Annotated in this window: 17 protein-coding genes; 4 read left to right on the top strand and 13 right to left on the bottom strand. The window is 43.0% G+C overall.

What is annotated here, in order from left to right; genetic code table 11:
* Positions 1-5: 5 nt before the first annotated feature.
* The 13 genes from ITJ87_RS03175 to ITJ87_RS03235 form a co-directional block, all read right to left on the bottom strand.
* Positions 6-1,517 (bottom strand): ADP-ribosylglycohydrolase family protein, encoded by a 1,512-nt coding sequence (locus ITJ87_RS03175; protein WP_057281453.1) that lies wholly within the window; start codon positions 1,515-1,517, stop codon positions 6-8.
* Entirely contained in the window at positions 1,514-2,581 is a 1,068-nt protein-coding gene (locus ITJ87_RS03180) for a DUF4434 domain-containing protein (protein ID WP_035447304.1), read from the bottom strand. The genes ITJ87_RS03175 and ITJ87_RS03180 overlap by 4 nt, the downstream gene beginning before the upstream one ends.
* Before the next feature lie 21 nt (positions 2,582-2,602).
* Positions 2,603-3,706, bottom strand: coding sequence for an SGNH/GDSL hydrolase family protein (locus ITJ87_RS03185; RefSeq protein ID WP_035447306.1), 1,104 nt, complete (start codon positions 3,704-3,706; stop codon positions 2,603-2,605).
* A 10-nt stretch (positions 3,707-3,716) separates the two neighbouring features.
* Positions 3,717-4,838, bottom strand: coding sequence for a DUF4434 domain-containing protein (locus ITJ87_RS03190; protein ID WP_310591120.1), 1,122 nt, complete (start codon positions 4,836-4,838; stop codon positions 3,717-3,719).
* A 290-nt stretch (positions 4,839-5,128) separates the two neighbouring features.
* Positions 5,129-6,091, bottom strand: coding sequence for a metallophosphoesterase family protein (locus ITJ87_RS03195; RefSeq protein ID WP_035447308.1), 963 nt, complete (start codon positions 6,089-6,091; stop codon positions 5,129-5,131).
* A 139-nt stretch (positions 6,092-6,230) separates the two neighbouring features.
* Positions 6,231-7,646 carry a hypothetical protein gene (locus tag ITJ87_RS03200; RefSeq protein WP_035447310.1) on the bottom strand — a complete coding sequence of 472 codons (1,416 nt, stop codon included), beginning with the start codon at positions 7,644-7,646 and terminating at the stop codon, positions 6,231-6,233.
* 49 nt (positions 7,647-7,695) lie between these two features.
* Complete coding sequence (locus ITJ87_RS03205; RefSeq protein WP_035447312.1) at positions 7,696-9,285, bottom strand: RagB/SusD family nutrient uptake outer membrane protein; 1,590 nt, start codon at positions 9,283-9,285, stop codon at positions 7,696-7,698.
* Between the two features lie 12 nt (positions 9,286-9,297).
* Positions 9,298-12,414 carry a TonB-dependent receptor gene (locus tag ITJ87_RS03210; protein WP_035447314.1) on the bottom strand — a complete coding sequence of 1,039 codons (3,117 nt, stop codon included), beginning with the start codon at positions 12,412-12,414 and terminating at the stop codon, positions 9,298-9,300.
* Between the two features lie 38 nt (positions 12,415-12,452).
* The gene (locus tag ITJ87_RS03215) at positions 12,453-13,634 is read right to left on the bottom strand and encodes an AGE family epimerase/isomerase (protein ID WP_035447799.1); all 1,182 of its coding nucleotides are present in this window, start codon (positions 13,632-13,634) and stop codon (positions 12,453-12,455) included.
* Between the two features lie 77 nt (positions 13,635-13,711).
* Positions 13,712-15,232: an ADP-ribosylglycohydrolase family protein gene (locus ITJ87_RS03220; protein WP_035447801.1), complete on the bottom strand. Its 1,521-nt coding sequence runs from the start codon at positions 15,230-15,232 to the stop codon at positions 13,712-13,714.
* 17 nt (positions 15,233-15,249) lie between these two features.
* Positions 15,250-16,656, bottom strand: a complete 1,407-nt coding sequence (locus ITJ87_RS03225; protein WP_035447316.1) for a sugar porter family MFS transporter — start codon at positions 16,654-16,656, stop codon at positions 15,250-15,252.
* 28 nt (positions 16,657-16,684) lie between these two features.
* Complete coding sequence (locus tag ITJ87_RS03230) at positions 16,685-18,109, bottom strand: calcineurin-like phosphoesterase C-terminal domain-containing protein (protein WP_178610878.1); 1,425 nt, start codon at positions 18,107-18,109, stop codon at positions 16,685-16,687.
* An 11-nt stretch (positions 18,110-18,120) separates the two neighbouring features.
* Positions 18,121-19,200: a DUF4434 domain-containing protein gene (locus ITJ87_RS03235; protein WP_117713773.1), complete on the bottom strand. Its 1,080-nt coding sequence runs from the start codon at positions 19,198-19,200 to the stop codon at positions 18,121-18,123.
* A gap of 325 nt (positions 19,201-19,525) precedes the next feature.
* Between ITJ87_RS03235 and ITJ87_RS03240 the strand changes: the two genes are divergently transcribed.
* The 4 genes from ITJ87_RS03240 to ITJ87_RS03255 all read left to right on the top strand — a co-directional run bounded on the left by ITJ87_RS03240 (position 19,526) and on the right by ITJ87_RS03255 (position 24,564).
* Entirely contained in the window at positions 19,526-20,728 is a 1,203-nt protein-coding gene (locus tag ITJ87_RS03240; protein ID WP_035447319.1) for an ROK family transcriptional regulator, read from the top strand.
* Between the two features lie 476 nt (positions 20,729-21,204).
* Positions 21,205-22,356, top strand: coding sequence for a hypothetical protein (locus ITJ87_RS03245; protein ID WP_227204100.1), 1,152 nt, complete (start codon positions 21,205-21,207; stop codon positions 22,354-22,356).
* A 1-nt stretch (position 22,357) separates the two neighbouring features.
* Positions 22,358-23,125, top strand: a complete 768-nt coding sequence (locus ITJ87_RS03250; RefSeq protein ID WP_117601089.1) for a M15 family metallopeptidase — start codon at positions 22,358-22,360, stop codon at positions 23,123-23,125.
* Between the two features lie 191 nt (positions 23,126-23,316).
* Positions 23,317-24,564 carry a class I SAM-dependent methyltransferase gene (locus tag ITJ87_RS03255; protein ID WP_117964947.1) on the top strand — a complete coding sequence of 416 codons (1,248 nt, stop codon included), beginning with the start codon at positions 23,317-23,319 and terminating at the stop codon, positions 24,562-24,564.
* Positions 24,565-24,576 lie beyond the last annotated feature (12 nt).

Raw genomic sequence — 24,576 nt, forward strand, 5'->3', positions numbered from 1 at the left:
GGCTGTCATTTCGTTGTATAGGTTATAATTTCGGTAATCCATATCTTTCCGCCGGACACGGGATTTTTCCATTTAAAAGTCACTGCGTGCTTACCCACCGGACAGTCGTAGCAGAAGAACAACTCGCACTTCCGGTGATTGAGTTCCTGAGGCAAAGCAGTGGTCTCATGCAATTTCCCATCTATATACACCTCCATTTCGGCCGTATAGTCTGTCGGAAGAGCACCTGCGACGTACCCCTTCACCACCAGACCTGTGCCTACGAAAGTGAATGGATTCACCTCATCTATCGATTTTTCAACAGTAAGTTTGCCACTAACTTTCAGGTCCTCAAAGGCCACTTCCAACGCAACAGGACGAATATCCTCCCGCTTGATTTCAAAAGCATTCCCTATTTTCGCATTTCCATGCTTCCGGAGCATATCACAAGCATGTTTATAAGTCATTTCGTAAGCCTTGTTCAGACTTATGTCTGTATGAGAAAAAGGCCGGTCTTCCACCTCATACAAAGTCCCTTTCCAGTATTCGGGAATGTTGCTGTAACCTATCATGGTTCCCAATATACCTGCTGCCGATGCCGGGTTGCAGTCAGAATCCTGCCCAGCACGGGTAGAGATATCAATGGTTTTTGTAAAATCACCCTCTCCATAGAGCAATCCTAAAAGGATGTAGGCCCCGTTGATTTTCGTACCGATATTAAAAGAATTGTGGATGCCTTCGGGACAACTGATTTCTTCGCTCCACTTGTTCTGCAGTTCAAACCAAGTACGCTTCCAGTCATTGGGATATTTCTTGTGCCAACGAATGACATCGGACATGCACTTGTGAAAATCGCTTTCCTCCGGTATGATTTTAAGGGCTTCTTCCACAATATACTCCATATCATCACTGACATAGGCCAAAGAATACATGGCTGCAACATACACCCCCCCGTACCAACCTTCGCCATAAGACATGATGTGACCTACCTTATCGCAAATTTCAGCCGCTTGATTGGGCATCCCAGGCGACATAATTCCGGCAAAATCAGCCTCAATCTGGAAATCGATACAATGGGCATGAGGGTTGTTCTTCCAATGCCCGCTCTGAGGAGCTTTCATTCCTTGCAGCAGGTTATAGCGCGCTACCTGATTGGCATGCCACAAGGGATATTCCGTTCGCTTAAAGGCAACGGCAAACGAATCCACCGGAGCATCCAAACCGCATCTTTCAAAGACTTCGACAAATGTCAAATCTACATAGACATCATCATAAAGTCCCGGAAAGCTATCGTACCATTTTTTCACCATGTGTTCATTCCAAGGAATGGGAATATAATCCTGAATAATAGTTCCCAGGAATTTGAATTCGGTGGGACCACCATAACTGCACCCTAACGTTTGCCCGGCCCAAGCACCTTTCACCTTATCCTTCAGCACTTGCTCTGACAAAATTCTCTTTTCGTTCTTTTTAAAAGCAGCTTTTACTTCAAAGGTACCAAACAGAACCAATAAAGTCAAGAGAAACACTTTTTTCATTCACACTTCTTTTGATAATGATTATACCATTCTGTATATTGCTCATATAATTTTATAGAATCCGGATGCCCTGCCACAATATCTGTATCAGGTTTGTTCATAATGCCCAAATATTGATAGCAGAGCACCTTATCCACATAAGGGGACACAGCTTCCAGCTGCCTGATAATGCGTTTGCCAAAATCAGCAGGAAGCAAATTACCACCGGTTCCATCCTCAAAATAAAACAATTCGACATCTGCCCACAAACGAGCCCTGCAAGCTTTTTCATGCGCCTTATACAATATTTCATAGAACTTGGCCGAGTCTTCCAATGAAGTATGGTTCACTCCCACCCCGTCCTGATAGGCTATGATATCAATATTCATCTTCTCCAACTGACGAACAAAATGATCATCAAAACGGGCTTCCTTGATAAAATAAGGGGCTATCAGGTTCACACAATTGGGCGTCAGGCGTTGGGCAAATGCCGCAGTCTCATTGACATAGTTCACACAAGCATCCACAAAATAAGGTTGCAGCATGGCTTCATTCGGAAAATACCACCCATAAAAACACGCATGATGACTGTACCTCTCAGCTATCTCTTCCATCGCCTGGAAACGAACTGTCTGTACTCCCTTGTCCAACATCATGTTGTAAGCATCTAAATCGCCCCAAAAATCATTGCTGACAAAAAATTTGATACCACATTCATCTGCCGCAGAAAGGACAGCTTCCAGCGGGTCATCACACCCCATTGGAATCCGAGGAGCAATTTTAGAAGGATAGAAGGGTTTGCCGGCACGAGCCACTCCCATCAAAACCAAATACTCCATACCGACCTCACGGATTTCAAACACCTTCCTGCGCCATTGGTCGGCAGTAAAATGGGCCAATGCTTCATTCCAATACCCGCCTTCGGCTGCCGAATGTTGAAATTCAAACCAAGAGCCCGAAATAGGCTTGGTCTTCTTGTCCGAACACAATGTGGTGGCGGCAGCAGGAACTGCATGCATAGCTTCGGGTATGGTCACAGCCACACTTCCCAAGCCTAAATATCTTATAAAATCACGTCTTCTCATCTCTTGTTCTTTTTTTCTGTTTTACTCAATAATTTTATCAGCCAATTCCCACCCCATGAGGGTCGAGATATAAGGAATTATCCACATAGCCATTTTCCTATGTCCACTGTATCCGGGATGCCAGGCTGCACCCAAATCTGTTGTCCTGTTATAAAGTCCTTCATCCAGCCTCAGCAGAAAGAGTTTCGGATCATTCAATTCAGACACTATTGTTTCATAATAACTGAACACCGGAGCCTGCATAGCAACCGGATAAAGGCAGAGAATAGGAATATTCCCATAATGCTCGCGCAACTGTGCTATTATCTGCATATAAGCTTTTACAAACTCTCTCTTGTAAGGATGCGGTTCTGTAGAAAAATCGTTCGAGCCTAAATTTATAACCACCAAATCCGGTCGATAGCCCGTGAAATTCCATTTAACAGTAAGGTCTTCATCAAGAGTATTTAGCATTCGGTCTTTCATCGTTACTTTCGACACCCTCACCGAATCACCGTAGTTACGGGCTACTCCTCTGCCCGAATGGGCAACCAACGTATAATCGGCATCATAATAGCGGGCTACCATGGCTGCAAAGGCATGATTACAGTTTTCCGTTTCCACCCCAAAAGGCTCATCACGGTGCCTACCATCCACCCCATACCCACAAGTAAGCGAGTTGCCGATAAACTCAATATGACGGGTACGCACAGTAGGACTTGCCTGCAACTGTCCCGAAGCAGAGAGCACAAATCGGTGGATGGTTGTCTTTCCAAACTCTCCCTCAGAACGTTTTTGCATCCTCAAGCTATGAAGACGCTTATCTATCCCCGACACCACATTAATTAGAGTATCTGTCCCGCACACCTTTACAACCCGGTGCAGTTCATCATCCACAAACACATTGTAGTAGCTTGTTCCGGTTTCAGAGACTATCAAAGAAAGTCTTCCGCCCGTAAAACGAGTCTCCCAATAGGTGCCCACCCAATCGAAAGATACCGACCCGTCCGAGGAAACCAGCGTTCTGCCAACATATCTCACGGCCGGATCATTCCCTTTGAAAACCTTGCCACAACTCTTAGCAGCAAGCTCCGACAGGCAACACATCTCTATTAGGATAAACAGGTATAGATAACAGCGCTTCATCACTTTCTTTTTATTTACGTGTTTTATTCCTATATTTCAGTTCTTTCAAATATCTCATATACCCATTGAACAAGTTGATTGTACGCGCTTCGCCCACACGGATAGACATCTCCGGATCGTTGAAAACACCGGGGAACTGATAGCAAAGGATCTTCTCGAAATTGTCAAACAGATTCAAATCATGAATAATCTGCTCTATAGGACGGGGATACAAAGAATTGTCCGGATTGAATAGAAAAGCCTCAAGATCGAACCACAAGTGCGCATTCGCCTCATCGCAAACCTTCTGCAACAAATCGGCAGCCTCTTTGCCGCTTATATCGGTTGCCGGCATACGTGCAAAGCCGAATGGACAAAGAATATCCAGATATTTCAATAATTCCGGATAAGTATCCATCCCAACAGGGACATCAAAACTATTAGTGGCAAGCATTATGGGTTTCTCAGGAGCTAAAGCACTACAAAACTCCTTAAATTCCTTGAAGAAATGTACTATTTCAACTTTTCTTTCCTTACTGCGTTGTGGATCTGGTTCCCAGTTATTTAGGCCCCCACCACTTTCTTCGGATACATAGAAAGCATAAAAAGACTCATGATGCCCATACATATCCCACAGTTCTTTGGCAACCCGTTTGTGCCATTCCAAGGACTCGGGGGTAAAGTCGAACCAAGCGAACATACCAACCCCCATCAATACTTGCATTCCTTGCTTATCCGCTTCCGAGAGAATGGCTTCGATAGGATCTTCAGCTGCAATGTCCATACGGCCGGGATATAATTTAGAAGGATAGAAAGCCTTCCCCGGATAATCCTCAACGGTAGTAGAACTTCCGATATAAGCTTGATGGCGAAATACTTCCTGAATTACCACCATATCCATCTCAATCTTGTGCATGGAACGAATCATCTCTCTCCAATGGTTATCGGTCATCTTTTTGATATCTTGATTCCAGTGCTTACCTTCCTCTTCACTCCAATGATAGATTCCGGTCCAAGCACCTGAAATCTGCTGAATGGAACGAATGTCCGATTGAATTACTTCTATTTCTTTTGTCTTACGATATACTCTTTTGCCATCAGACACCTTCAAAATCACCTTATGCTTGCCCACTTTATCTTTCATGGGAATCATAATCTTCACAACATCCGATTTACTTGATGATATTTTCAAAGTTGTATCACACAATAAAGCAGATTTTTTCTCTTTATCCCAAAAAAGGGAAACTTGATAAGTTTGCAGAGAATTACCCCTATTCACAATTCCTCCACGTATATCCAAATTTATCTTATTTGAAATTTTGCCGGGAGGTATCAATGTTAAACCCACTTTCTCATTAGAGTACATATTCACAGTACAAAACAGAGAAAAAAGAAACAATAATAAATATTTCATAATAACCTTTTTTGAAAGTATAATTTCTATTAATAGAAGCTGTTGGGAAAAGTGACAAAAGATTCCATCTCATTATTAGCTACGCGAATATAAGTATCAAACCTACGTTCACCTTCATGCAAAACAATGACACGAGCTCCATTAGAAGACAAATCATTATAAACAGTTTTTCCACCTGTATAACGACCATAAGCCAACAACACTTCTTTATATGCTACTGCATAATCATTATCATGATCATGTCCAACGAAGATACCCATCACATCACCACACTCCTTAACTGAAGTGAAAAAGCCAGAATTGGTAGTTGGACAACATACCATTTCTCCCTTACAACCAAACAAACGGTTTTTATCTTCCAGTAATGCATCTTTATATTCTGGGAGAGCAATATGGAAAAAAGCCAATGCAGGCAGAGGTATACCTCCGTTGTTTTCTGCAAACTTCTTACTGTGCTCACGATACCAAGCTATCTGATTAAATTTAATCCAATCATAACCCGGAACTGACTTAATTTGAGTATAAGAATGAGAATCAATGCAATACAGTAATGCCGCATCTTTATTCTTATCTTTTGAAGATTTCACAGTCAGCACATAATCCGGAACCACCTCACTTATACGGGTAGGCATTAGACTGCCTTTCTTCTTCGCAATATAGTCATAGAGTTCCGGACGGGTATGATCGTATTCGTCGTCATGATTACCAAATACGACAGCAAAAGGAATATTACGTTTGATACAAACGTCCAACACTATATCCAACCCTTTAAAAGATTCGTTAGAAACCACAACATCTCCCGTGAATATTACAAATTCGGGCTTCTCTATATCCAAGACCTCATTCATACGATCCAGTGCTACCTGAGAATTGACCTGATCATCATATTTATAATGGACATCCGTAAACTGTACTATTTTAAATGTTCTATTCTGATTGAATTTCAATGTCTCTTTTTGTCCCCATACTGTAAAAATATTCAATAAAGCCATAAGGGAAAAAAGTACTTTCTTACATGTCATAATCTAAGTCCGATAAACTAATTAATAAAAAACCAAAAAACAAAAATAGGCGGGATTATCACTCTTAAGACGAATTCCCGCCTATCAATCACCAGCTACATGTTACTTCTTATTGGCGATACCAAGTCATCTTATACATGCGTATTGTTGTTTGGGATGTATCACCACCAATCACACAAGTTGCAATATAAATATCATATCCAGTATCTGTAGGCACAATGGCAGTAGTCAAATCACCCCAAGAGTTATAACTTGTAGCATAAGGAGACCATTCACCCCTAAATAAACAGAACTTATCATAACCTGCATCATCAGGTCCCAATTCCATCTTAGACGGGTCGGTAATATCATAAACACTCAATGTAGAAACGCCACCAGACCAAGTGTCCGCTTGCTGGTCGTTCAACGCTAAATAAGTCTCGTTTTCAATATTGAACACATTAAATCCTAAGATGCGATACTCGTGATTGTCTTGATTCAAAGACGTAATTTCATAAGCCGGAGTAAACATACTAAATTTAGCTTTATAAGCAGCGTCATCGCCGGTAGCGCCAGAATAGCGATTATAAGCAATATAATGCTTAGAATCATCTTCAAGAGTTGCACGTTGTATCATTGGAGCGCTGGTCCAATCGCCACCAGCAGGGCCATAACGAAGTACATTCGGTTTTGCATCAGGAGTTACCAATTGACCATCCTCCAATTTCCAATAATAAATTTCCATATTATGAGGACACATACCATAAATATAAGCTACTCCTTTAGTTACATCCCCCTTCACACTCATGTTATAACCCAAATCATCGGGACATCCTGCATCAGCTGTCCAATTCAATAGATTAATATGTTCTTGAGTCTCCTCTGAATAGTAATAGACCATAAATCCTGCACCATAAACATTTTCACGGTTTGTAATCAAATGACCGGCATCATCTGTACGAGCTCTCATCATAAAGGTACTTGCTGCAGGGATTTCCTTCACAAACTCACCGCTATTTCTATCATACAATTTAATAGGAGCATTGTACTCTTGAATAGCCAAGTAGTTCTGATAGAAAGCCAAACCGGTAGTATTAGATGACATATTCAGTAAAGCGGCATTTTTCTCCCATAATTTAGCATATTTAGTCTTCGGAGGAGTAGGCACTACACGAATCGTGTTATGATGCTTATTTCCCAATGCATCCACTACCGTTATAGGATAAGGATTTGTAAAATCCATCTCACCACCAACCGCAGGAGTAACATAACAATTGTGTTCTACATTCACCATGCAGATAAGACGTGTTAGATCTAACGGGGTTTCATCTGTCGTAGGTACCTTAACAATAATCTCTTCATTTTCTTCATAAGGTCCAGTCTTGGTGGCTGCAAATTTCGATGGATTTCCCGGAATCTGTATGGTAACACTCATCAGTCCGTTCACTTGAGCAGTACGGCCTGTTTCATAATCAGGAGACTCACACGATGCCAATGTAGCCCAACACAAACAAGCGATTACTGATAATTTACTTAATATTTTCATGGTTAATTTTTATTTTCAAGTTAATACATTCAGCAAATAAATTGATTTTTTACTTCCATTCATCAAACTGTTGAACTGCTTCATTCTGTTCTATTTCACCAAGGGGTATAGGGAATCTGGCATAACGTTCTTCCCAAACACGGGTCTTGCCGCCATCAATATCTACAACTTCGTATGTAAATTCATTATCACCGACCTTAATCGGCTTCACTCCATGCATACTTGTACCGTTCAGTACAGTAGATGCCAACCCCCAACGGCGAAGATCCCAAAAACGATGGCCTTCAAAAGCCAGTTCAATCTTTCTCTCATGGCGAAGTAATTTCATGAATTCTGTTTGGGTAGCAGCCGTTAAATCCTTAGTAAAACCAGCTCTTCTCCTGACCTGATTTAAAGCATCTAAAGCCTCCGGCAACTTATCCTGCATCGCCATGGCCTCTGCATAAATTAACAGCACTTCAGCATAACGCATATAATAATAAGTCAAATCTCCCTGACCAGTAAAACTCGTGCCTTTGGGTTGAATGGCTTCTTTCATCAACTTACGCATGTAGTAGCCTGTACTGGTAGTACCTCCTCCCAAGCCAAAACCATCCTTACTACCCTCATAAGTATATAAAGTTTCCCCTTTCCATTGACAACCGTTATACAAGATTGTTGCATAAAAACGCGGCTCACGCCCTTCATAAGGATTAGCAGCCATCTCAGGATTATCCCAATCAAATTCACTACCATCAGCCATTTGATAAGAAGAAACCAAATCTTCTGTAGGAGAAATCTCAGCATAACCACCATCACTTGGCGGACAATAGAAATAATCAAAAGAATAAGTGAACTTATCCTTCAGATATCCGAATTCTATGACACTTTCTTTATTTTCAACCGGCACCAAACGCGAATTGGTAAACAGTTTACCGTAATCTTCATATAGCTCATAATCTTGGTTCATTACCTGAGCTGCTGCATCAGAAGCTTCTTTCCAACGTTCAGCATATAACATAGCACGAGCCAACATACCATAAGCAGCACCACTGCTCAAGCATCCCAATTCCACTTTATCTTTTGTAGGCAAATGTTCGGCGGCAAACCTCAAATCCTCATAAATAAAATCCCAACCTTCTTGAGAAGAACAAAGCGGATGATTTTTCTCACCTAACACAGGAAGTTGTCTATAGATTATATATTGCCCACCATAGCATTTAGCTAAATTAAAACAAGTTACACCACGGAAAAAGCGGACTTGTGCTTCAGCAAGTGTAGCAATCGAGTCTGAAAAATTAGTTCGATTCTTTTCTAGATTTTCCAAAAAACGAGTCAAAGACAATTGTGAGGAGTGGCTCCCCCCCCAAGTATCAAACATATTACTAGTAGTTGTTATAGGCATCGAACCAAAAACGAATTGATTATAATCAGATACAGGATTATTCTGCTTCAACATATCAGTACAAGCTTCACCTCCAAGTCCATAATAACCACCCACCAATGAATAATAACCATTGATATAAGTAATCAAGTTAGATTCATTCGACCAAATAATATCAGAAGGATATGAAGATGTTAATGTTGGATCAATATCACAACTACCCAATATGAAACAAGTAGAAGTGAATACCGTTAATATTTTCTTTATAGATTTCATCTGATTAAATTTTTAGAAAGTAATGTTTAAACCAAATTCATAAGTACGCTGCTGAGGATAATATCCTTGATTTACTCCAGGCATTTCCGGATCCATATAATCCAGTCCACAAATAGTCAGCAAATTACCACCACTCACATAAGCACGAATAGTTCTAAATCCAGCCTTTTCCGTCAATTTCTTAGGAAGTGTATAACCTAACTGAACTGATTTCAAACGTAAATATGTACCATCTTTTACCCACCAAGAAGAGAATTTTCCACCATTATCGCGAGCCTCAATCCCTAAACGAGGAAATTTTGCATTGGGATTATCAGGACGCCAAGAGCCTTCCACCAAATAATAAGGGGTATTTCCATCAGCATAAAACGGACGGGTATAGAACGTATCGTCACGAATTCCACTATCATAAATACCGCATAAATTCACATCGAACATAGCAGCTCCCTGCCAGAACATACTGAAATCAAATCCCTTCCATTCAGCTCCTAAATTTAATCCAAATACCATTTCCGGAATACTACTACGACCAATGGGTACCATATCTTGATCCCAAGTAATCTTTCCATCACCGTTAATGTCTTTCAATTTAATATCACCTGGTTTTGTATTTGTAGACCCTTCAAACAAAGCGCTGTGAGCTATTTCTTCTTCCGATTGAAATAATCCTTCTGCAACGAATCCCAAATAGCGTCCCATACTTTGCCCTGTAGCACGTTTATAAATCGGCACATTAGCATCTTCTGTAACTTTCAAGATTTTGTTACGAGCCCATGACAAGTTGCCTCGTACATGATAATTAAAATCTCGAATTTTATTATGGTGCGTCAATACCAATTCAAAACCACGATTGTCATGTGAACCATAGTTAATATATCCCGGGAAGTAACTGCCTAAAGAAGGTGGAAATTTCCCAGACTGACCTTCCAGAGAACGAGTGGTCTTCATGTAGAATACATCCAATTCAAGCCCCAATAGGCCATTCCACATATTAGACTCAACACCAATATTATAGGTATCAGTCAATTGCCATTTCAAATCCGGACAAATAGGCCCACTCATACCTATATCTTTCAAAGCATTAGTACCAAATACGACTACGGGGTCAGCAGATAAGGTTGCTGTAGAAAAATAAGTCATAGTGCTCTCAATAGCACGATCACTACCTAAACGTCCTATAGAAGCACGAATCTTTAAATTATCCATAAAAGGAACGGCTTCTTTAAAGAAATCTTCTTGAGAAATTCGCCAACCGACAGAAACGGCAGGGAAAAAGCCCCAACGGTTATGAGCCGGAAGTGCAGTAGAAGCATCCACACGTCCTGTAAACTCAAGCAGATACTTTTCATCATAAGCATAATTAAAACGCATAACATAGCCTGCACGTTTGTCATTACTATGACTGCCCTTGACTAAATTTTCGCTGACTTTCAAACCGTAACTCATATCCATTATATCTGTAATCGGAAAATCCTCCCGTCCAGCAGATATTCCTTCATAATCTTCTCTGGCATATTCATACAAGAACAAACCTGAGACATCGTGCTTACCAAATTTATTAGCATATTCAATGGTAGGTCTTATCGTATAACGCTGCTGGGAACCGTACCAGTGTGAGACAGATGCCATTGAACAGATACGCCCTTTTTCAACATTACCCTGATGTGTCGTTTGATTCCAAGAATAAACATTATACGGTGTCATTGCAGCTTTCCTCATTGAATGACTCTTCAAAAAAGCAGCATCCAATTTTGCTGAAAGCCCCTTGATAGGCAACTTATAACATAAAGAAATATCACCTTGAAACTTAGTAGTCTTACTTGATTGATATCCAGACAAGTCTCTGGCACCTAAAGGGTTATTATTACCATTACCTGCTGTATTTTGACTTGCTATAGGCATACCGTCTTTGGTATAAGGCCTCAAATAAGGATAAGACAACATCGCTTGTTGGAATACTCCCGCATAAGCATTCGGACCAACAGAAGCACCCGGTGAACGCTGGTCATCTACAAACCCAGATAAATTCAAAGAAAAATCAATATTATTAGTTACCTTAGCATCCAAGTTTGAACGGAAATTATACTTATCATAAGATGTGTTTTCGACAATACCTTCCTGATTATAAGCTCCCAAAGAAGCAAAGAACTTGATACGCTCATTACCACCAGAAACAGAAACCGTATTCGTATATGTAGGAGCTACATTTTTAAAAAGCAAATCAAACCAGTCTGTATTACCATAGATCTCTTCATTCTCTCCAGGATTATTTATACGTTCAATATCTTCGGGAGAAAAACGTAAATTCTCCTCAGCTACACCATCCATCAACTGAGCTTTATTATACCAATAGGCATAATCCGGACCATTCAAAAATTTCGGAAAATTAGTATTCTGGCTCAACGTAACGGAAGAATTCAACGTTACAGTCGGTTTTTGTACAGTACCACGTTTTGTCGTTACCAAAATTACACCGGCAGCAGCACGTACGCCATACACGGCAGCAGCTGTGGCATCCTTCAAAATAGTAACTGATTCTACTTCATCTGGAGAAAAAGAGGGAAAATAATCTTGTATCACACCATCCACTACTACCAAAGCGTTACCGTCACCAGCACCTGTACCACGAATATAAAGATTTGAACCATCCTGCCCAGGCTGTCCACTGCTTTGTTTAGCAATCAACCCCGGAATACGTCCAGCTAACATATTAGAAAGTGTCCCGCTTGGAGCCTTCTTCAACTCTTTGTTACCCACTTGAGCAATAGAACCTGTTACACTGATTTTTTTCTGTGTGCCATAGCCTACTACCACCACTTCATCCAACAATTCGGAATCCTCTTTCAAAACCACTTTCAAAAGCTTTCTATCTTTCAGAGCAATCTTTTGAGTAGTATATCCTACATAAGAAAAGGTTAATGACACTTTAGTATTGGGCACAGTAATCGTAAAATGACCATCCACATCTGTCACTGCACCAGTCTTGCGATTCTCTGTAAAAACAGATACACCTATCAACGGATTATCCATCTCGTCGAACACACTACCCTCTACCTTCACTTGGGCACTTGCACCTAAACTTACCAAAGTGAACAACAAGAACAGCCAACAAAAATACTTGTTTTTCATTTTAACTAGAATTTAAAATCGAACAATTGAATTAGTTTTTAATATTGTTTATCCAGAACAATCTCTTCCAAGGTCTTCCAGCATTGATAGAGCCCTCTGGGAACATGGAAACAACCTTTCCACTTGCCACCCTTCAAAGGCAACAGAACTTCACCTCTACGATTCAAATAGCCAAACCATTCCGGATATTCTTGATCCTTGAAATGCGTCCATACATAACCATGTACTTTTTCAAACCACTCCAAACATTTTTCGTCTCCGGTCAACCGATAGCCTTTAAGCAATGAAATCAGCGTCTCTATATGCACCCACCAGAGTTTCTGATCCCACTCCAATTGCTGGGGAGGGAATCCCTTGCGATCCATAAAATAATAGATACCGCCAAATTCATTATCCCAACCATATTCCAACATCTTCAAAGCCGTGTTCTTAGCCTTCATTATCAATTCCGGGCGTTTCAACCGCTTACCCAAATCCATGATAAACCACATGGCTTCAATGGCATGCCCCGGAGTAACCTGACGTCCTTCAAAACAGTCTACCAAACTATTGTCGCCATTCAGGCTCTCAACAATAATTCCTCCAAGTTCCGGACGCAAGAACACCTCCATCACCTCGTGAATGCACGTATCCATTGTTTCTACCAAAAAATCCTCGTCAAGCAAATGCTCAATTTCTAATGCCAAGTTACATAGAATCATAGGCAAAGCAAAGCCTTTAAGATCTCTTGTTCCCGGATGAAGCTTATTCCATTTTCCTTTCGGATTATCAACTTTCGACAAAACAATGTCAAAAGTCTTTTTAGCTATATCTGCATACTCTTGATTTCCGGTGGCCAAACTCAGTTGCCCGAATGCCATCGTTGCAAAAGTGTATGAAAAGATATTATAAGGCTCTACCAACGGATGTCCTGCACGGTCCAATGAAAAATACCAGTTGTAATTCCCATCGTGCCCGTATTTCTTCAAGAACTCACCACCCTGAATGGCACAATCAAGCCACTCCTGACGCTTCTCCACCCTATTGTAAAGCATGGAGAACATCCATACTTCCCGGCCTTGCAGCCAGATAAATTTATCCGTGTCGAAAACATTCCCCTCCCGATCCAGACAAGTAAAATAGCCACCGTATTCGGTGTCTTGGGAATGATTCAACCAAAAAGGAAGAACATTATTCATAAGTTCGTCCTTATACTGATTCGCCAATTTCTTAAAATCCATCATCTTCATTCTTTTTTAAATAGGGCTGGGAACGTTTTTTATCCGACATGCATCTAAACCAGCCCTTTACATTCACATTATTTATCTGTTGTATAAGAAATTACATCTCTTACCCAAATATCTGCTCCTTCAACGGGGTTTACCCATTTACAAGTCACGGTATATTTGCCATAAGACTGTACATAATTAAAGAACAACTCATGCTTACGGTGATTATACTTCAGCGGAAGCTTGCATACCTCAATCAATCTATCATTGAAATACACTTCCAGTTCAGCAACGTAATCTTCGGGCACATTCTCACCTTTCAATTCACCTTTAATGACAGCCCCCACACCTTCAAATTCGAAGGTCGGGAAATTAGCAATCCAATTCTCCACTACCACTTTTTTATCAACTTTCAAGCCTTCGAAGCTAATCTCCAATTGTGCAGGTTCCAGTTCTTGAAAACAGATAGTCACCTCATCGCTTCCAACTTTTCCACCGTTTTTTTCTATCATTTGTAAAGCGTGCCCAAAACTCAATTCACATCCTTTATTAAAGCTCACTGTATTATTGAAAGGAATATCTTCGACTACAGTCAGCTCTTTTCTGAATTTCTCGGGAATGCGATTATACCCAATCATTGTTCCCAAAATTCCCCCAGAAGAAGCCGGATTACAATCTGAATCCTGACCGGCACGTGTAGAAATATCAATCGTCTTCTCAAAGTCACCCTGCCCGTAGAGAAGCCCTAAAATGATATATGCACCGTTCACATAAGTCTCAATATTGAAAGGCATCTCAACCCCATCTGGACAAGCAATATCATTGGATCCCCATTTTTTCTCTATTTCTTCCCAACATTTTTTCCAATCCTCTGGATACTGTTTATGCCAATTTATAACATCAGCCATGCATGCATGAAAACGACTTTCCCGAGGAATAGACCTCAACGCCTCCGTCACAACATACTCAACATCATCGCTCACATAAGCCAAAGAGTACATGGCTGCTACATATACACCACCATACCAGCCATCGCCATACGCCATGATGTGTCCTACACGATCGCAAATTTCAGTAGCACTATTTACCATACCTGGAGCCATGATACCTGCAAAATCCGCTTCAATCTGAAAATCCAGACAATTGGCATGGGGATTATTTTTCCAATGCCCGCTGGCGGGAGGAGTCAAGCCATGAAGAAGATTGTAACGGGCCATCTGATTGGCATGACACAAAGGGTATTCTTTAGCCAAAAAGGCTGTGGCAAAAGAATCGGCCGGAGCATCCAAACCGTATCTTTCAAAAGTCTCCACAAAAGTCAGGTCGACATATACATCGTCATAAAGACCGCCACCACCATCGTACCATTTTTTAATTTCACCCGGTCCCCAAGGCATCACTATCGAATCCGGAATCATAGTAGACAGATAGCGGAACTCTGTAGGACCTCCATACGTACAGCCGATAACCTGACCGGCCCAAGCACCTTTTACTTTATCAAACAGAGCATCTTTTGATAGAGTAAGATTCAAATTCTCGTTTTGAGAACCACCACATGAGCATAAAGTTGCCACCAAACAACCACTCAATAAAATTTTTCTAACTTTCATCATATCTATTATTAAGGTCAATTTTTTATTTTCATCCAATAACGTTCAATCTCTTCCAATGATTTTCCGGTGGTCTCCGGCACCAGTTTCCAAACTATCAGCATGTAGGGAATACACATGGCAGCAAACAGGAAGAATGTTCCGGCGGGGGTAAGATTTTGGAGCATCCAGGGGGTAAGCTGCCCAATCAGGTATGTACCTATCCACAATGCAAAACCGGCAATGGACATGGCCAGCCCACGCACCCGGATTGGATACATTTCGGAAAGCAATACAAACACGACTGCGCAAATGGAAACCGCACAGCAAAACACATAGAACAAAAAGAAAACTAGCAAGAATAGGCTTGAAATGCCCCATGATTCTCCGGCAATAAAATAAAAGCCTATCAATACCAATGAAAGAATCATGCCTGAAACACCGTAATACACCAATTTCTTACGACCCACTTTATCAATAATGGCAAGAGCCAGTACAGTAGTCAGGGTATTGACTAGCCCCACCAACACCTGATAGAACAAGGAATCGCCACCGGAAAGGCCGGCCCCTTCAAAGATGGAAGGACCATAATACAAGACTGCATTCACTCCCATAAACTGTCCGAGGATGGCTATACATACACCGATAATAACGGCTTTCATAATACCCGGCGACAAAAGCAAGGACCACTCTGATTTGGTTTCGGAAGTAAGAACAGACTTCGTTTCGTTCAATTGCACCAACGCTTCTTTGGAAGAGCTGTAAATGTGCTCCAAAATATTGACCGCACGCTCTTCACGATTGCGGACAATCAGCCAACGCGGACTTTCCGGAATAAAGAAGACAATGGCAAAGAACAGCAAAGCAGGCAAAGTCTCCATTCCCAACATTCCTCTCCATACTTCATTCACAAAAATCCAGTTAAACCAGCTATCGGCAGCTCCTGCATGGGTCTCAGCATACATAAGCAACTGATAATTCATTAGATAAGCTCCTAAAAAGCCAATGGTAACCGCTAATTGATAAAGTGATACCAAGCGTCCACGATACTGAGCTACCGACACCTCGGATATATAAAGAGGGGATACAATGGAAACCACACCGATACCTACACCTCCGACAATACGGTAAACCACCAACTGATTGAAATCTGCACATACCGCACAACCGATAGCAGACATGGAAAAGAGTATGGCCGACAGAATCATGGTACGTTTACGACCAAGCTTGTCACTTAAAATACCAGCAAAGAGCACTCCTACAATAGAACCTATCAACGCACAGCCCACATACCACCCTTGCGACATGGTATCTAAATTAAACTGAGCGGTTACCTTGGCAATGGTACCGGAAATGACTGCTGTATCATATCCGAAAAGAAATCCTCCCAAAGCAGCCACAACAGACAAGAAAACTACATAACCAATATTGACCGAAGATTTCATAGTATAAAATTTATCGATTAAATTCAAATTATTCTTTTACAAGTTGCTTATAAACAGTACCGAAGCGATCGGTCACTAGTACTTCTATGCGAGCCTTTTTATCTTTAGGAACAGCCTTAAACAAATGATTGGTAGGAAAAGCATTCACCCAGAGTGCACCCATCTTTTCACGATCGGAAAAAGCTTCTACAGCAGCTGGATCCAAACCTTCACAACGGGTCATCTCACCCATACAAGTACCATTCTCGAACCACTCTACCTTCCACTGCTCATCCCAATTCCAGACATTGGCCAGCACTTCTTCGGGAAACTCTTTCGAACTACCCGGAGCATAAGCCTGAAACTGGTATTCCAGCGGATAATCTACCGCTTTGTAGTGCCACTTCACCTGATTACCATCTACCTCATAAAGTCCAAAGCCTTGGGGGGTACCGTCAGAACAAAGCATGGATTTCCAAAAGCCTGCACATACAGCAGCTGTATTGTGTTCCATTAACCGGTCGTTGAACACCACGTTACCGTTCACATGGGTATGTCCGGTAATGAGGTGTGCCTCATGGTCTTTCAGCAAATCATACAGACTATTGGCATTGCTTGTCTCGTCGGGTAGCAAGGCATTGAACTTGATGTCCTTGGTAGTGCTGGAAGGAATATGCATCATTACAAATACCAGATGATCTTTCGGCACCAAAGCCAAATCTTTCTCTATCCATTGCAGTGTACGTTCATCAATGTAACCTATATAACGATAATCCCTATTGATATAAAAACAATTGTCTAGTATAATATAATGTGCCTTTCCACGATTGAAAGAATAATAAATGGGACCAAAATAGTCCTCATAGGTCTTGTATGAATGTTCAAAAGAACGTACACCCATTTCCATATCATGATTTCCTATGATACGGTAAACAGGCAATCCCAGACCGCCAGACACTTGAATGTAATCTGGGTATAAACCAGGAGTATTACCCACAATGTCACCACAATCCAACACGAAGGCATCACGCTCCTTGGCATACTTTTCCATAAAGGCTCGTGCCTTACCTACATAAGAACGATAACTGTCTAAATGCTCCTGACAGCTGACTTGCACATCAGTCTGTACCATAAACACATGCTTCATATCATCTTTCAGATTCCTCTTCAATTCAAAATCATACTTTAAACGGCCTTTCTTAAGCGGGAAAAAGAAAGCGATATGCCCACCACCCTCTTGCGGCAGATAACCTGCAGGCGTGGAAAGATATACAAACCGAGCATCCCGGTTGCGCGGCAACTCATAACGGCCCTGAGCATCAGTCAGCACCACGTCAAAACCATCTGTCACCACAACACCAGCAAGCCCTTTGCCTTTACAGGTCACCACGCCTTCAACGGGATCTGGATAAATTGCAGCCTGCATGATTGAGACAACCAAGAACAGACAACAACTGCAAAACAATCTGAGCATAAAATTCATAATCACTTAATATTGAAATATTCCTTATACCTATTATACAAGTGTCCTGCTTGCAAATATGCTGATTGAGGACTCATAAAATGAGAAAACTCAAAAGTGATGGCCTTATCATAACCGGCTCGCTTGGCAGCCTCCAGTTTCATCCGTAACTTGTCAAACTTAATAGGCAAAAAGTCGATGGGCATGTCACGATCAAAGGTTTCAGCATTTGTCCAACATTTCATGCCATACTTATCAGCCAGCTTTTTGTTCACCGTAAAGAAAGCATCCAGTTCATCGTAATCGATATGTCCGTCCTGAAAAGCACAGGCGTCAACCACATCATGAATGCCATCGAAAATTTCATTCCACTCCCTTTCATGCTCCTGAACAGAAACCGCATCCTCCTTTGTCAACTTATCTGTACCCATCACGGCCTTTTTCCCGTCAATCCACGGAGAAATAAAAGTCGGCAAACCGCCGGAGACATCCTTGCATTGTTTGCCCATCGCATGAAAGGCATCAATGGCACCCTTCGTCTTACGGCTTATCTCACCACTGATATACCATCCGCCGAAACTCTTGTACTTCTCACCGTACCTGCTCCACACCTCATCAATCACATACTTGTTATCCTCAACCTCCCACGAAAGGTCACCGGTATCCCAGTACTTGCCCGAATCATATAAACCAAAATAGAACTTCATGTGATATTTCCCCGCCAGCCGAAGGAACATGTCCAACAAATCGACGGAAGGCATATAACACCCTTTGCCCAGCAAATGCGCCGAAGGATAAGTAATGAATTTGCGATAACCCGACCGGATCATTATGACCGTGTCAATTCCAATACTCTGCATATACCGGAAATCCTGATCCCATTCCCTTTCCCCCCAATTCTGATGGGGAATATCATGGGATATCTCATCCAAGAACGTGCCGGTAATTTTAAGTGCATCGCCCATGGGAACTAGCATGGAAGAGGCAGACTCTTGAGAAAAGAAGCAATCCCCATCACCCTCTCGCCCCAACAATGAAGGGGCCATGAATGCAGACGCACCGAACAAAGCGGTCCTCTTTAAAAAATCCCTGCGTGTTTTCATTATTAATAAAATTAAGATCAACCATTATATATTAAACCTATCGAATACACTTTTTTAAGATAAAAAATCAATTATGTTTTTCATTGTTTTAGATATTAATTGTTATTATTCAATTATCACGCTGCAAATATAGATATATTTATTATATTTGCAAGACTTAATAAAGTATTTAATTAATATATAACCTACAATTAATATATATTAACGCGTAATTACAAAACAATTTACATAATAACAAATCAAATACATAATATTTCAGAATAATAAATCCGTATTTATTAATATAATAAACAAAATAGAGTAAATAACATAAAAATACATACATATGAAACAGAACTTATTAAAAGAAATGGAAACCGGGAGCAAGAATGCACTCTTAAAAAAAAGGATCATCACACATTATATATATAATGGGAGCTCCACTATTACCGATTTGGCCAAGGAACTCGATCTGAGTGTGCCCACAACCACCAAATTCATCAATGAAATGTGTGAGGACAACTATATAAACGACTATGGGAAACTGGAGACCAGTAGCGGCCGCCATCCAAGCCTATACGGACTCAACCCGGAATCAGGATACTTCATTGGAGTGGACATTAAGAAATTTGCCATAAACATTGGACTGATCAATTTCAAGGGGGATATGGTGGAAATCAAGATGAACATACCATACAAGTTCGAAAATACACAGGAAGCTTTGGAAGAACTGTGTGCACTCATCCGAAACTTCATAAAGGGAACGGAAATCAACGACAAGAAGATAATGAACATCTGCATCAACATCTCCGGAAGAGTAAATCCGGAATCAGGATATAGTTTCAGCATGTTCAACTTTTCAGAGCGTCCTTTGGCGGATGTACTGAATGAAAAGATAGGATACCCGGTCTGCATAGACAACGACACAAGGGCCATGACCTATGGAGAGCATATGCAAGGATGCGTCAAAGGGGAAAAGGACATCATCTTTGTCAACATAAGCTGGGGACTCGGAATCGGCATCATCATAGACGGGAAGGTATACACGGGAAAATCTGGATTTTCCGGAGAATTCGGGCATGTCAATGTTTTCGATAATGAAATACTGTGCCACTGCGGCAAAAAAGGATGCCTGGAAACGGAAGCCTCAGGATCGGCACTACACCGCATCCTGTTGGAAAGAATCGGTAGCGGAGAAAGTTCCATACTATCAAAACGGACTGCAGAAAATCCGCCCACCTTGGATGAAATCATCACCGCAGTCAATAAAGAGGACTTGCTATGCATTGAGATAGTGGAAGAAATAGGCCAAAAACTGGGAAGGCAAATAGCTGGATTAATAAGCATATTCAATCCGGAACTAGTAATAATCGGGGGTACACTATCATCAACAGGAGACTATATAGTGCAGCCAATCAAAACGGCAATAAGGAAATACTCATTGAATCTGGTCAACAAAGACGCCACGGTGACTGTTTCCAAGCTAAAAGACAAGGCTGGAGTAGTTGGGGCCTGCATGCTGGCACGGAGCAGAATGTTCGAAATTTAAAACGACCATTGCCAGCATAATGGGATTGACAAAGAGTATACCAAGAACGCAACTATCATATGCAAAAATATTGAAAAAGCGAGTCAGTAGTTGGTTACTGATAAAAGCACAGAATAAACCAGCATCATGATAACCGATTTCCAATACTGCCTCATATTGTGGAATTCGAAAATGCAGATTATTAAACTGTCAATAAAGAGAAGATGGAATCTATAGGATATACTCGGAAATATTACGAACATAACAAAGATTTGGGAAAGTATACCCTAAGATAAGGACAGAAAAGCAAGAAGCCATCATTACGGGTATCTATATTACTATAATTCCCTATCTGTAGCCTGCGTAGTGGGTTTAGGTGACGGAAAGAGGTTGTGGCAATCACAATCTCTTTCTTTTTATGATACATGGGGCAAGCTGTTGCATTTCAGATAAAATCCTTTACCTTTGCCGGCAAACACATTTATCAAGATATCAGGATGAAGAAAGTACTTAAATTGGCTGGAGGATTCATGGTCGGGGCATGCATCGGTTTCGTAGGAGTAATAGGTGTAAGAGTCCTAGTTTTGGGAGACTCGTTCGACGGTTTACACAGCAAGTTTGCCGAAACCGGCATGCTGGAGACGGTAGGAGTTTCCTTGTTAACCATACTGATTCTGCTGTTCTCCATCTTCCTGCAAGTACTTCTGCACGAAGGCGGGCATCTTGTCTGCGGACTGGCAACCGGCTACCGCTTCGTCTCCTTCCGCATCTTCAACCTTACCTTCATACGGAAAGACGGGAAATTATGCATCAAGCGTTTCAGCCTTGCCGGAACGGGAGGCCAATGCCTGCTTACCCCACCCGAAAGGCCTCTTGAAGATATCCCAACCACCTTGTACAACCTGGGTGGAGTGCTTGCCAACCTGCTGACCGCCATCCTTGCCTTCCTCCCCCTGCTGACCGTAGACGGGCTGCCTTACCTGCTGAAATTCTTCCTTCTGATGCTCTCTTTGATTGGCATTCTCCTTGCAGGGATGAACGGCATCCCCATGAAGATGGGCGGCATCGGCAATGATGCCGACAACATGCGCCTGCTTCTCAAGGACAGCAAGAGCAAGCAGGCACTGGTCACCCAGCTGCGCATCAACGCACTGGTGCAAGAGGGCATGCGTCCTAAGGACATGCCTGCCGAATGGTTCAGCCAAACGGAAGACATCAACTACAAAGATGCCCTGCAGGTCACCATAGCCTTGATAAGCGCCTCGCGCCTGCTCGACTGCGAAGAATGGGAAGCCGCCTACAATGCATTTGAGAAAATAATGAGCCACCGGCACGAAGTCATCGGGCTTTTGATAAAGGAAACCGCTTGCGAGCTGCTCTTCACCGCATTGGTGACAAAGAGGACCGCACGGGCAGAAGAATTATATACCGATGAGCTGGATACCTACATCCGGCAATATAAGGATGTGACGTCTTCCAAACAGCGGCTGCTCTGCGCCCTGGCACTCTACCGGGACAAGGATACGGCAAAGGCAAAAGAGATTTACGAAGCCACCTGCCAACGGAAAAACAAATACCTGATGCAGGGAGAAGTAGATTCGGACATAGCCTTGATGAAATCAATCCTTACCGCCAAGAATGCCTTGTAAGATGGAACGATATTTCTTTTACTTGTTATATCTGCTGCTTGGCTGCTCACTATGCGGTTGTAGCAGAAAACAAGCGCCAAAGCAGACACAAGACCCGGATACGGAGACCACCATCCCGTACGTCGACACCATAGCGGCACCCGTCCCTCCGGCTCCGGCTAAAAGCCGGACAGCCCGCTACCTGGACTCCCTCGGTTTCGTCAACATCGCCGAAGCGGACAGCAGCATCGCCATCGACTTGATGTACACCCGTGCCGACAACTTCACCGGAACCCTATTGTACGAAGACCTGAAAGAAGCCTACCTGCACCCCGATGCCATGAAAAGCCTGAAGCGGGCACAACGCCTACTGAAAGAACAGTACCCCGGCTACAGCCTCATCGTCTACGACGCAGCGCGCCCCTTGTCCGTACAGCAGAAGATGTGGAACGTAGTGAAAGGAACCTCCAAATACATCTATGTCTCCAACCCCTCACGCGGCGGCGGCCTGCACAACTACGGGTTGGCAGTGGACATCAGCATACTCGACGATAAAGGAACCCCTCTGCCCATGGGCACCCCAGTAGACCATCTGGGCAGGGAAGCCCACATCACAGAAGAAGCCGTGCTCGTGGCACAAGGCAAGCTGACGGAACAAGAACGTGAAAACCGGCTGCTGCTCCGGCAGGTAATGAAAGAAGCCGGATTCCACCCGCTACCCAGCGAATGGTGGCACTTCAATCGCGTCGGCAGGCAGACGGCGAAGGAGCGATACCGGGTCATCCCTTAACTCTCACCCCCAGCTTGTCCGAAAACTTAATTTTGCTATCGCTTTGACGCAGATGACACGGATTTTAATCTTCTTAATCTGCGTAATCAGCGTCATCTGTGTCTGAAAAATAATCAGACAGAAAGCTACGAATTCATGCCTTACTTTGCCCTTTTTGAGATAACTTTGCATCAGAATAAATAAGCCAAGCCATGCCTTTATCCCAAGACACCCTCCGTTTCATTCGCGAGCATCGTCGCGACGACGTGCGCAGCCTTGCTTTGCAGGCACGCCGCTACCCTTCGGTAGACATGCCCGCTGCCATCACACAAATTTCCGGCTGGCAGGTTGCCAAAGAGAAAATACCCGCATGGGCGAAGAACGACGACATCCTCTACCCCGCCCACCTCTCATTGGAGCAATGCTCCTCCCAAGCAACGGCACAGTATAAAGCGGAGATCATAGCTAACCTGCTATGCACAGAACAAGAGCATCCCGCGAAGGACAGCGCCCCTGCACCAGCCGCCACTTTTACCGACCTCACCGGAGGTTTCGGCATCGACTGCTCCTTCCTCTCCTGCTGCTTCGGGCACGCCACTTACGTAGAGCGCCAGGAAGCCCTCTGCCAGATAGCCGCACACAACTTTCCTGCCCTCGGCCTAAATCACATCTTCGTCTGCCACGCAGACAGCGTCCGCCATCTGCAAGAGATGGAACCCGTAGACTGCATATTCATAGACCCTGCCCGCCGCGACGGACACGGCGGAAAGACCATAGCCATCGGCGACTGCGAACCCGATGTAGCCACCCTGGAAGACCTGCTGCTCCGGAAGGCACGGCACGTACTGATAAAACTCTCCCCCATGCTCGACCTCACCCTTGCCATGAACGATTTGAAACATGTCCGCCAGGCACACATCGTCTCCGTAGGCAACGAATGCAAGGAGCTGCTGCTCTTGCTGGGACAAGGCGGAAGCCTGCCAACAGACGACGTCCCCATCCATTGCGTCAACTTCACCTCCGCCCCGGCTCCCCAAACCCTTGTCTTCACCCGCGGGCAAGAGAAAGAGTGTGCATGCCCCTACACTCCTCAACTGAAATCGTACCTCTACGAACCGAATGCCTCCGTGCTGAAAGCCGGAGCGTTCCGCAGCCTTTCCTTATTATATAAGGTTAAAAAGCTGCATCCCAACAGCCACCTCTACACTTCGGACAGCCTCCTTCCCGACTTCCCCGGCCGCAAGTTCCGAATCTCCTCCTCCTGCGGCTTCAGCAAGAAAGAAATGAAAGAGATGTTGGCTGCCGAGAAAAAGGCGAACCTCACCGTACGCAACTTTCCCGCCACCGTTGCCGAACTGCGCAAACGGCTGAAACTGGCCGAAGGGGGAGACTCTTATCTCTTTGCCACTACCCTGGCAGACGAAAAGAAGGTACTTATCCGCTGCCAGACTACCGGATAAGACACCAAACCC

Source organism: Bacteroides sp. HF-162 (assembly GCF_015679285.1).
GTDB classification, from domain to species: domain Bacteria; phylum Bacteroidota; class Bacteroidia; order Bacteroidales; family Bacteroidaceae; genus Bacteroides; species Bacteroides uniformis.

Excerpts from the sequence above, each read along its gene's own strand:
- ITJ87_RS03195 (WP_035447308.1), bottom strand. The coding sequence starts at position 6,091 with ATGGCTTTATTGAATATTTTTACAGTATGGGGACAAAAAGAGACATTG.
- ITJ87_RS03255 (WP_117964947.1), top strand. The coding sequence starts at position 23,317 with ATGCCTTTATCCCAAGACACCCTCCGTTTCATTCGCGAGCATCGTCGC.
- ITJ87_RS03180 (WP_035447304.1), bottom strand. The coding sequence starts at position 2,581 with ATGAGAAGACGTGATTTTATAAGATATTTAGGCTTGGGAAGTGTGGCT.
- ITJ87_RS03240 (WP_035447319.1), top strand. The coding sequence starts at position 19,526 with ATGAAACAGAACTTATTAAAAGAAATGGAAACCGGGAGCAAGAATGCA.
- ITJ87_RS03250 (WP_117601089.1), top strand. The coding sequence starts at position 22,358 with ATGGAACGATATTTCTTTTACTTGTTATATCTGCTGCTTGGCTGCTCA.
- ITJ87_RS03200 (WP_035447310.1), bottom strand. The coding sequence starts at position 7,646 with ATGAAAATATTAAGTAAATTATCAGTAATCGCTTGTTTGTGTTGGGCT.
- ITJ87_RS03185 (WP_035447306.1), bottom strand. The coding sequence starts at position 3,706 with ATGAAGCGCTGTTATCTATACCTGTTTATCCTAATAGAGATGTGTTGC.
- ITJ87_RS03205 (WP_035447312.1), bottom strand. The coding sequence starts at position 9,285 with ATGAAATCTATAAAGAAAATATTAACGGTATTCACTTCTACTTGTTTC.
- ITJ87_RS03235 (WP_117713773.1), bottom strand. The coding sequence starts at position 19,200 with ATGAAAACACGCAGGGATTTTTTAAAGAGGACCGCTTTGTTCGGTGCG.
- ITJ87_RS03190 (WP_310591120.1), bottom strand. The coding sequence starts at position 4,838 with ATGATTCCCATGAAAGATAAAGTGGGCAAGCATAAGGTGATTTTGAAG.
- ITJ87_RS03230 (WP_178610878.1), bottom strand. The coding sequence starts at position 18,109 with ATGCTCAGATTGTTTTGCAGTTGTTGTCTGTTCTTGGTTGTCTCAATC.
- ITJ87_RS03210 (WP_035447314.1), bottom strand. The coding sequence starts at position 12,414 with ATGAAAAACAAGTATTTTTGTTGGCTGTTCTTGTTGTTCACTTTGGTA.
- ITJ87_RS03225 (WP_035447316.1), bottom strand. The coding sequence starts at position 16,656 with ATGAAATCTTCGGTCAATATTGGTTATGTAGTTTTCTTGTCTGTTGTG.
- ITJ87_RS03175 (WP_057281453.1), bottom strand. The coding sequence starts at position 1,517 with ATGAAAAAAGTGTTTCTCTTGACTTTATTGGTTCTGTTTGGTACCTTT.
- ITJ87_RS03245 (WP_227204100.1), top strand. The coding sequence starts at position 21,205 with ATGAAGAAAGTACTTAAATTGGCTGGAGGATTCATGGTCGGGGCATGC.
- ITJ87_RS03215 (WP_035447799.1), bottom strand. The coding sequence starts at position 13,634 with ATGGATTTTAAGAAATTGGCGAATCAGTATAAGGACGAACTTATGAAT.
- ITJ87_RS03220 (WP_035447801.1), bottom strand. The coding sequence starts at position 15,232 with ATGAAAGTTAGAAAAATTTTATTGAGTGGTTGTTTGGTGGCAACTTTA.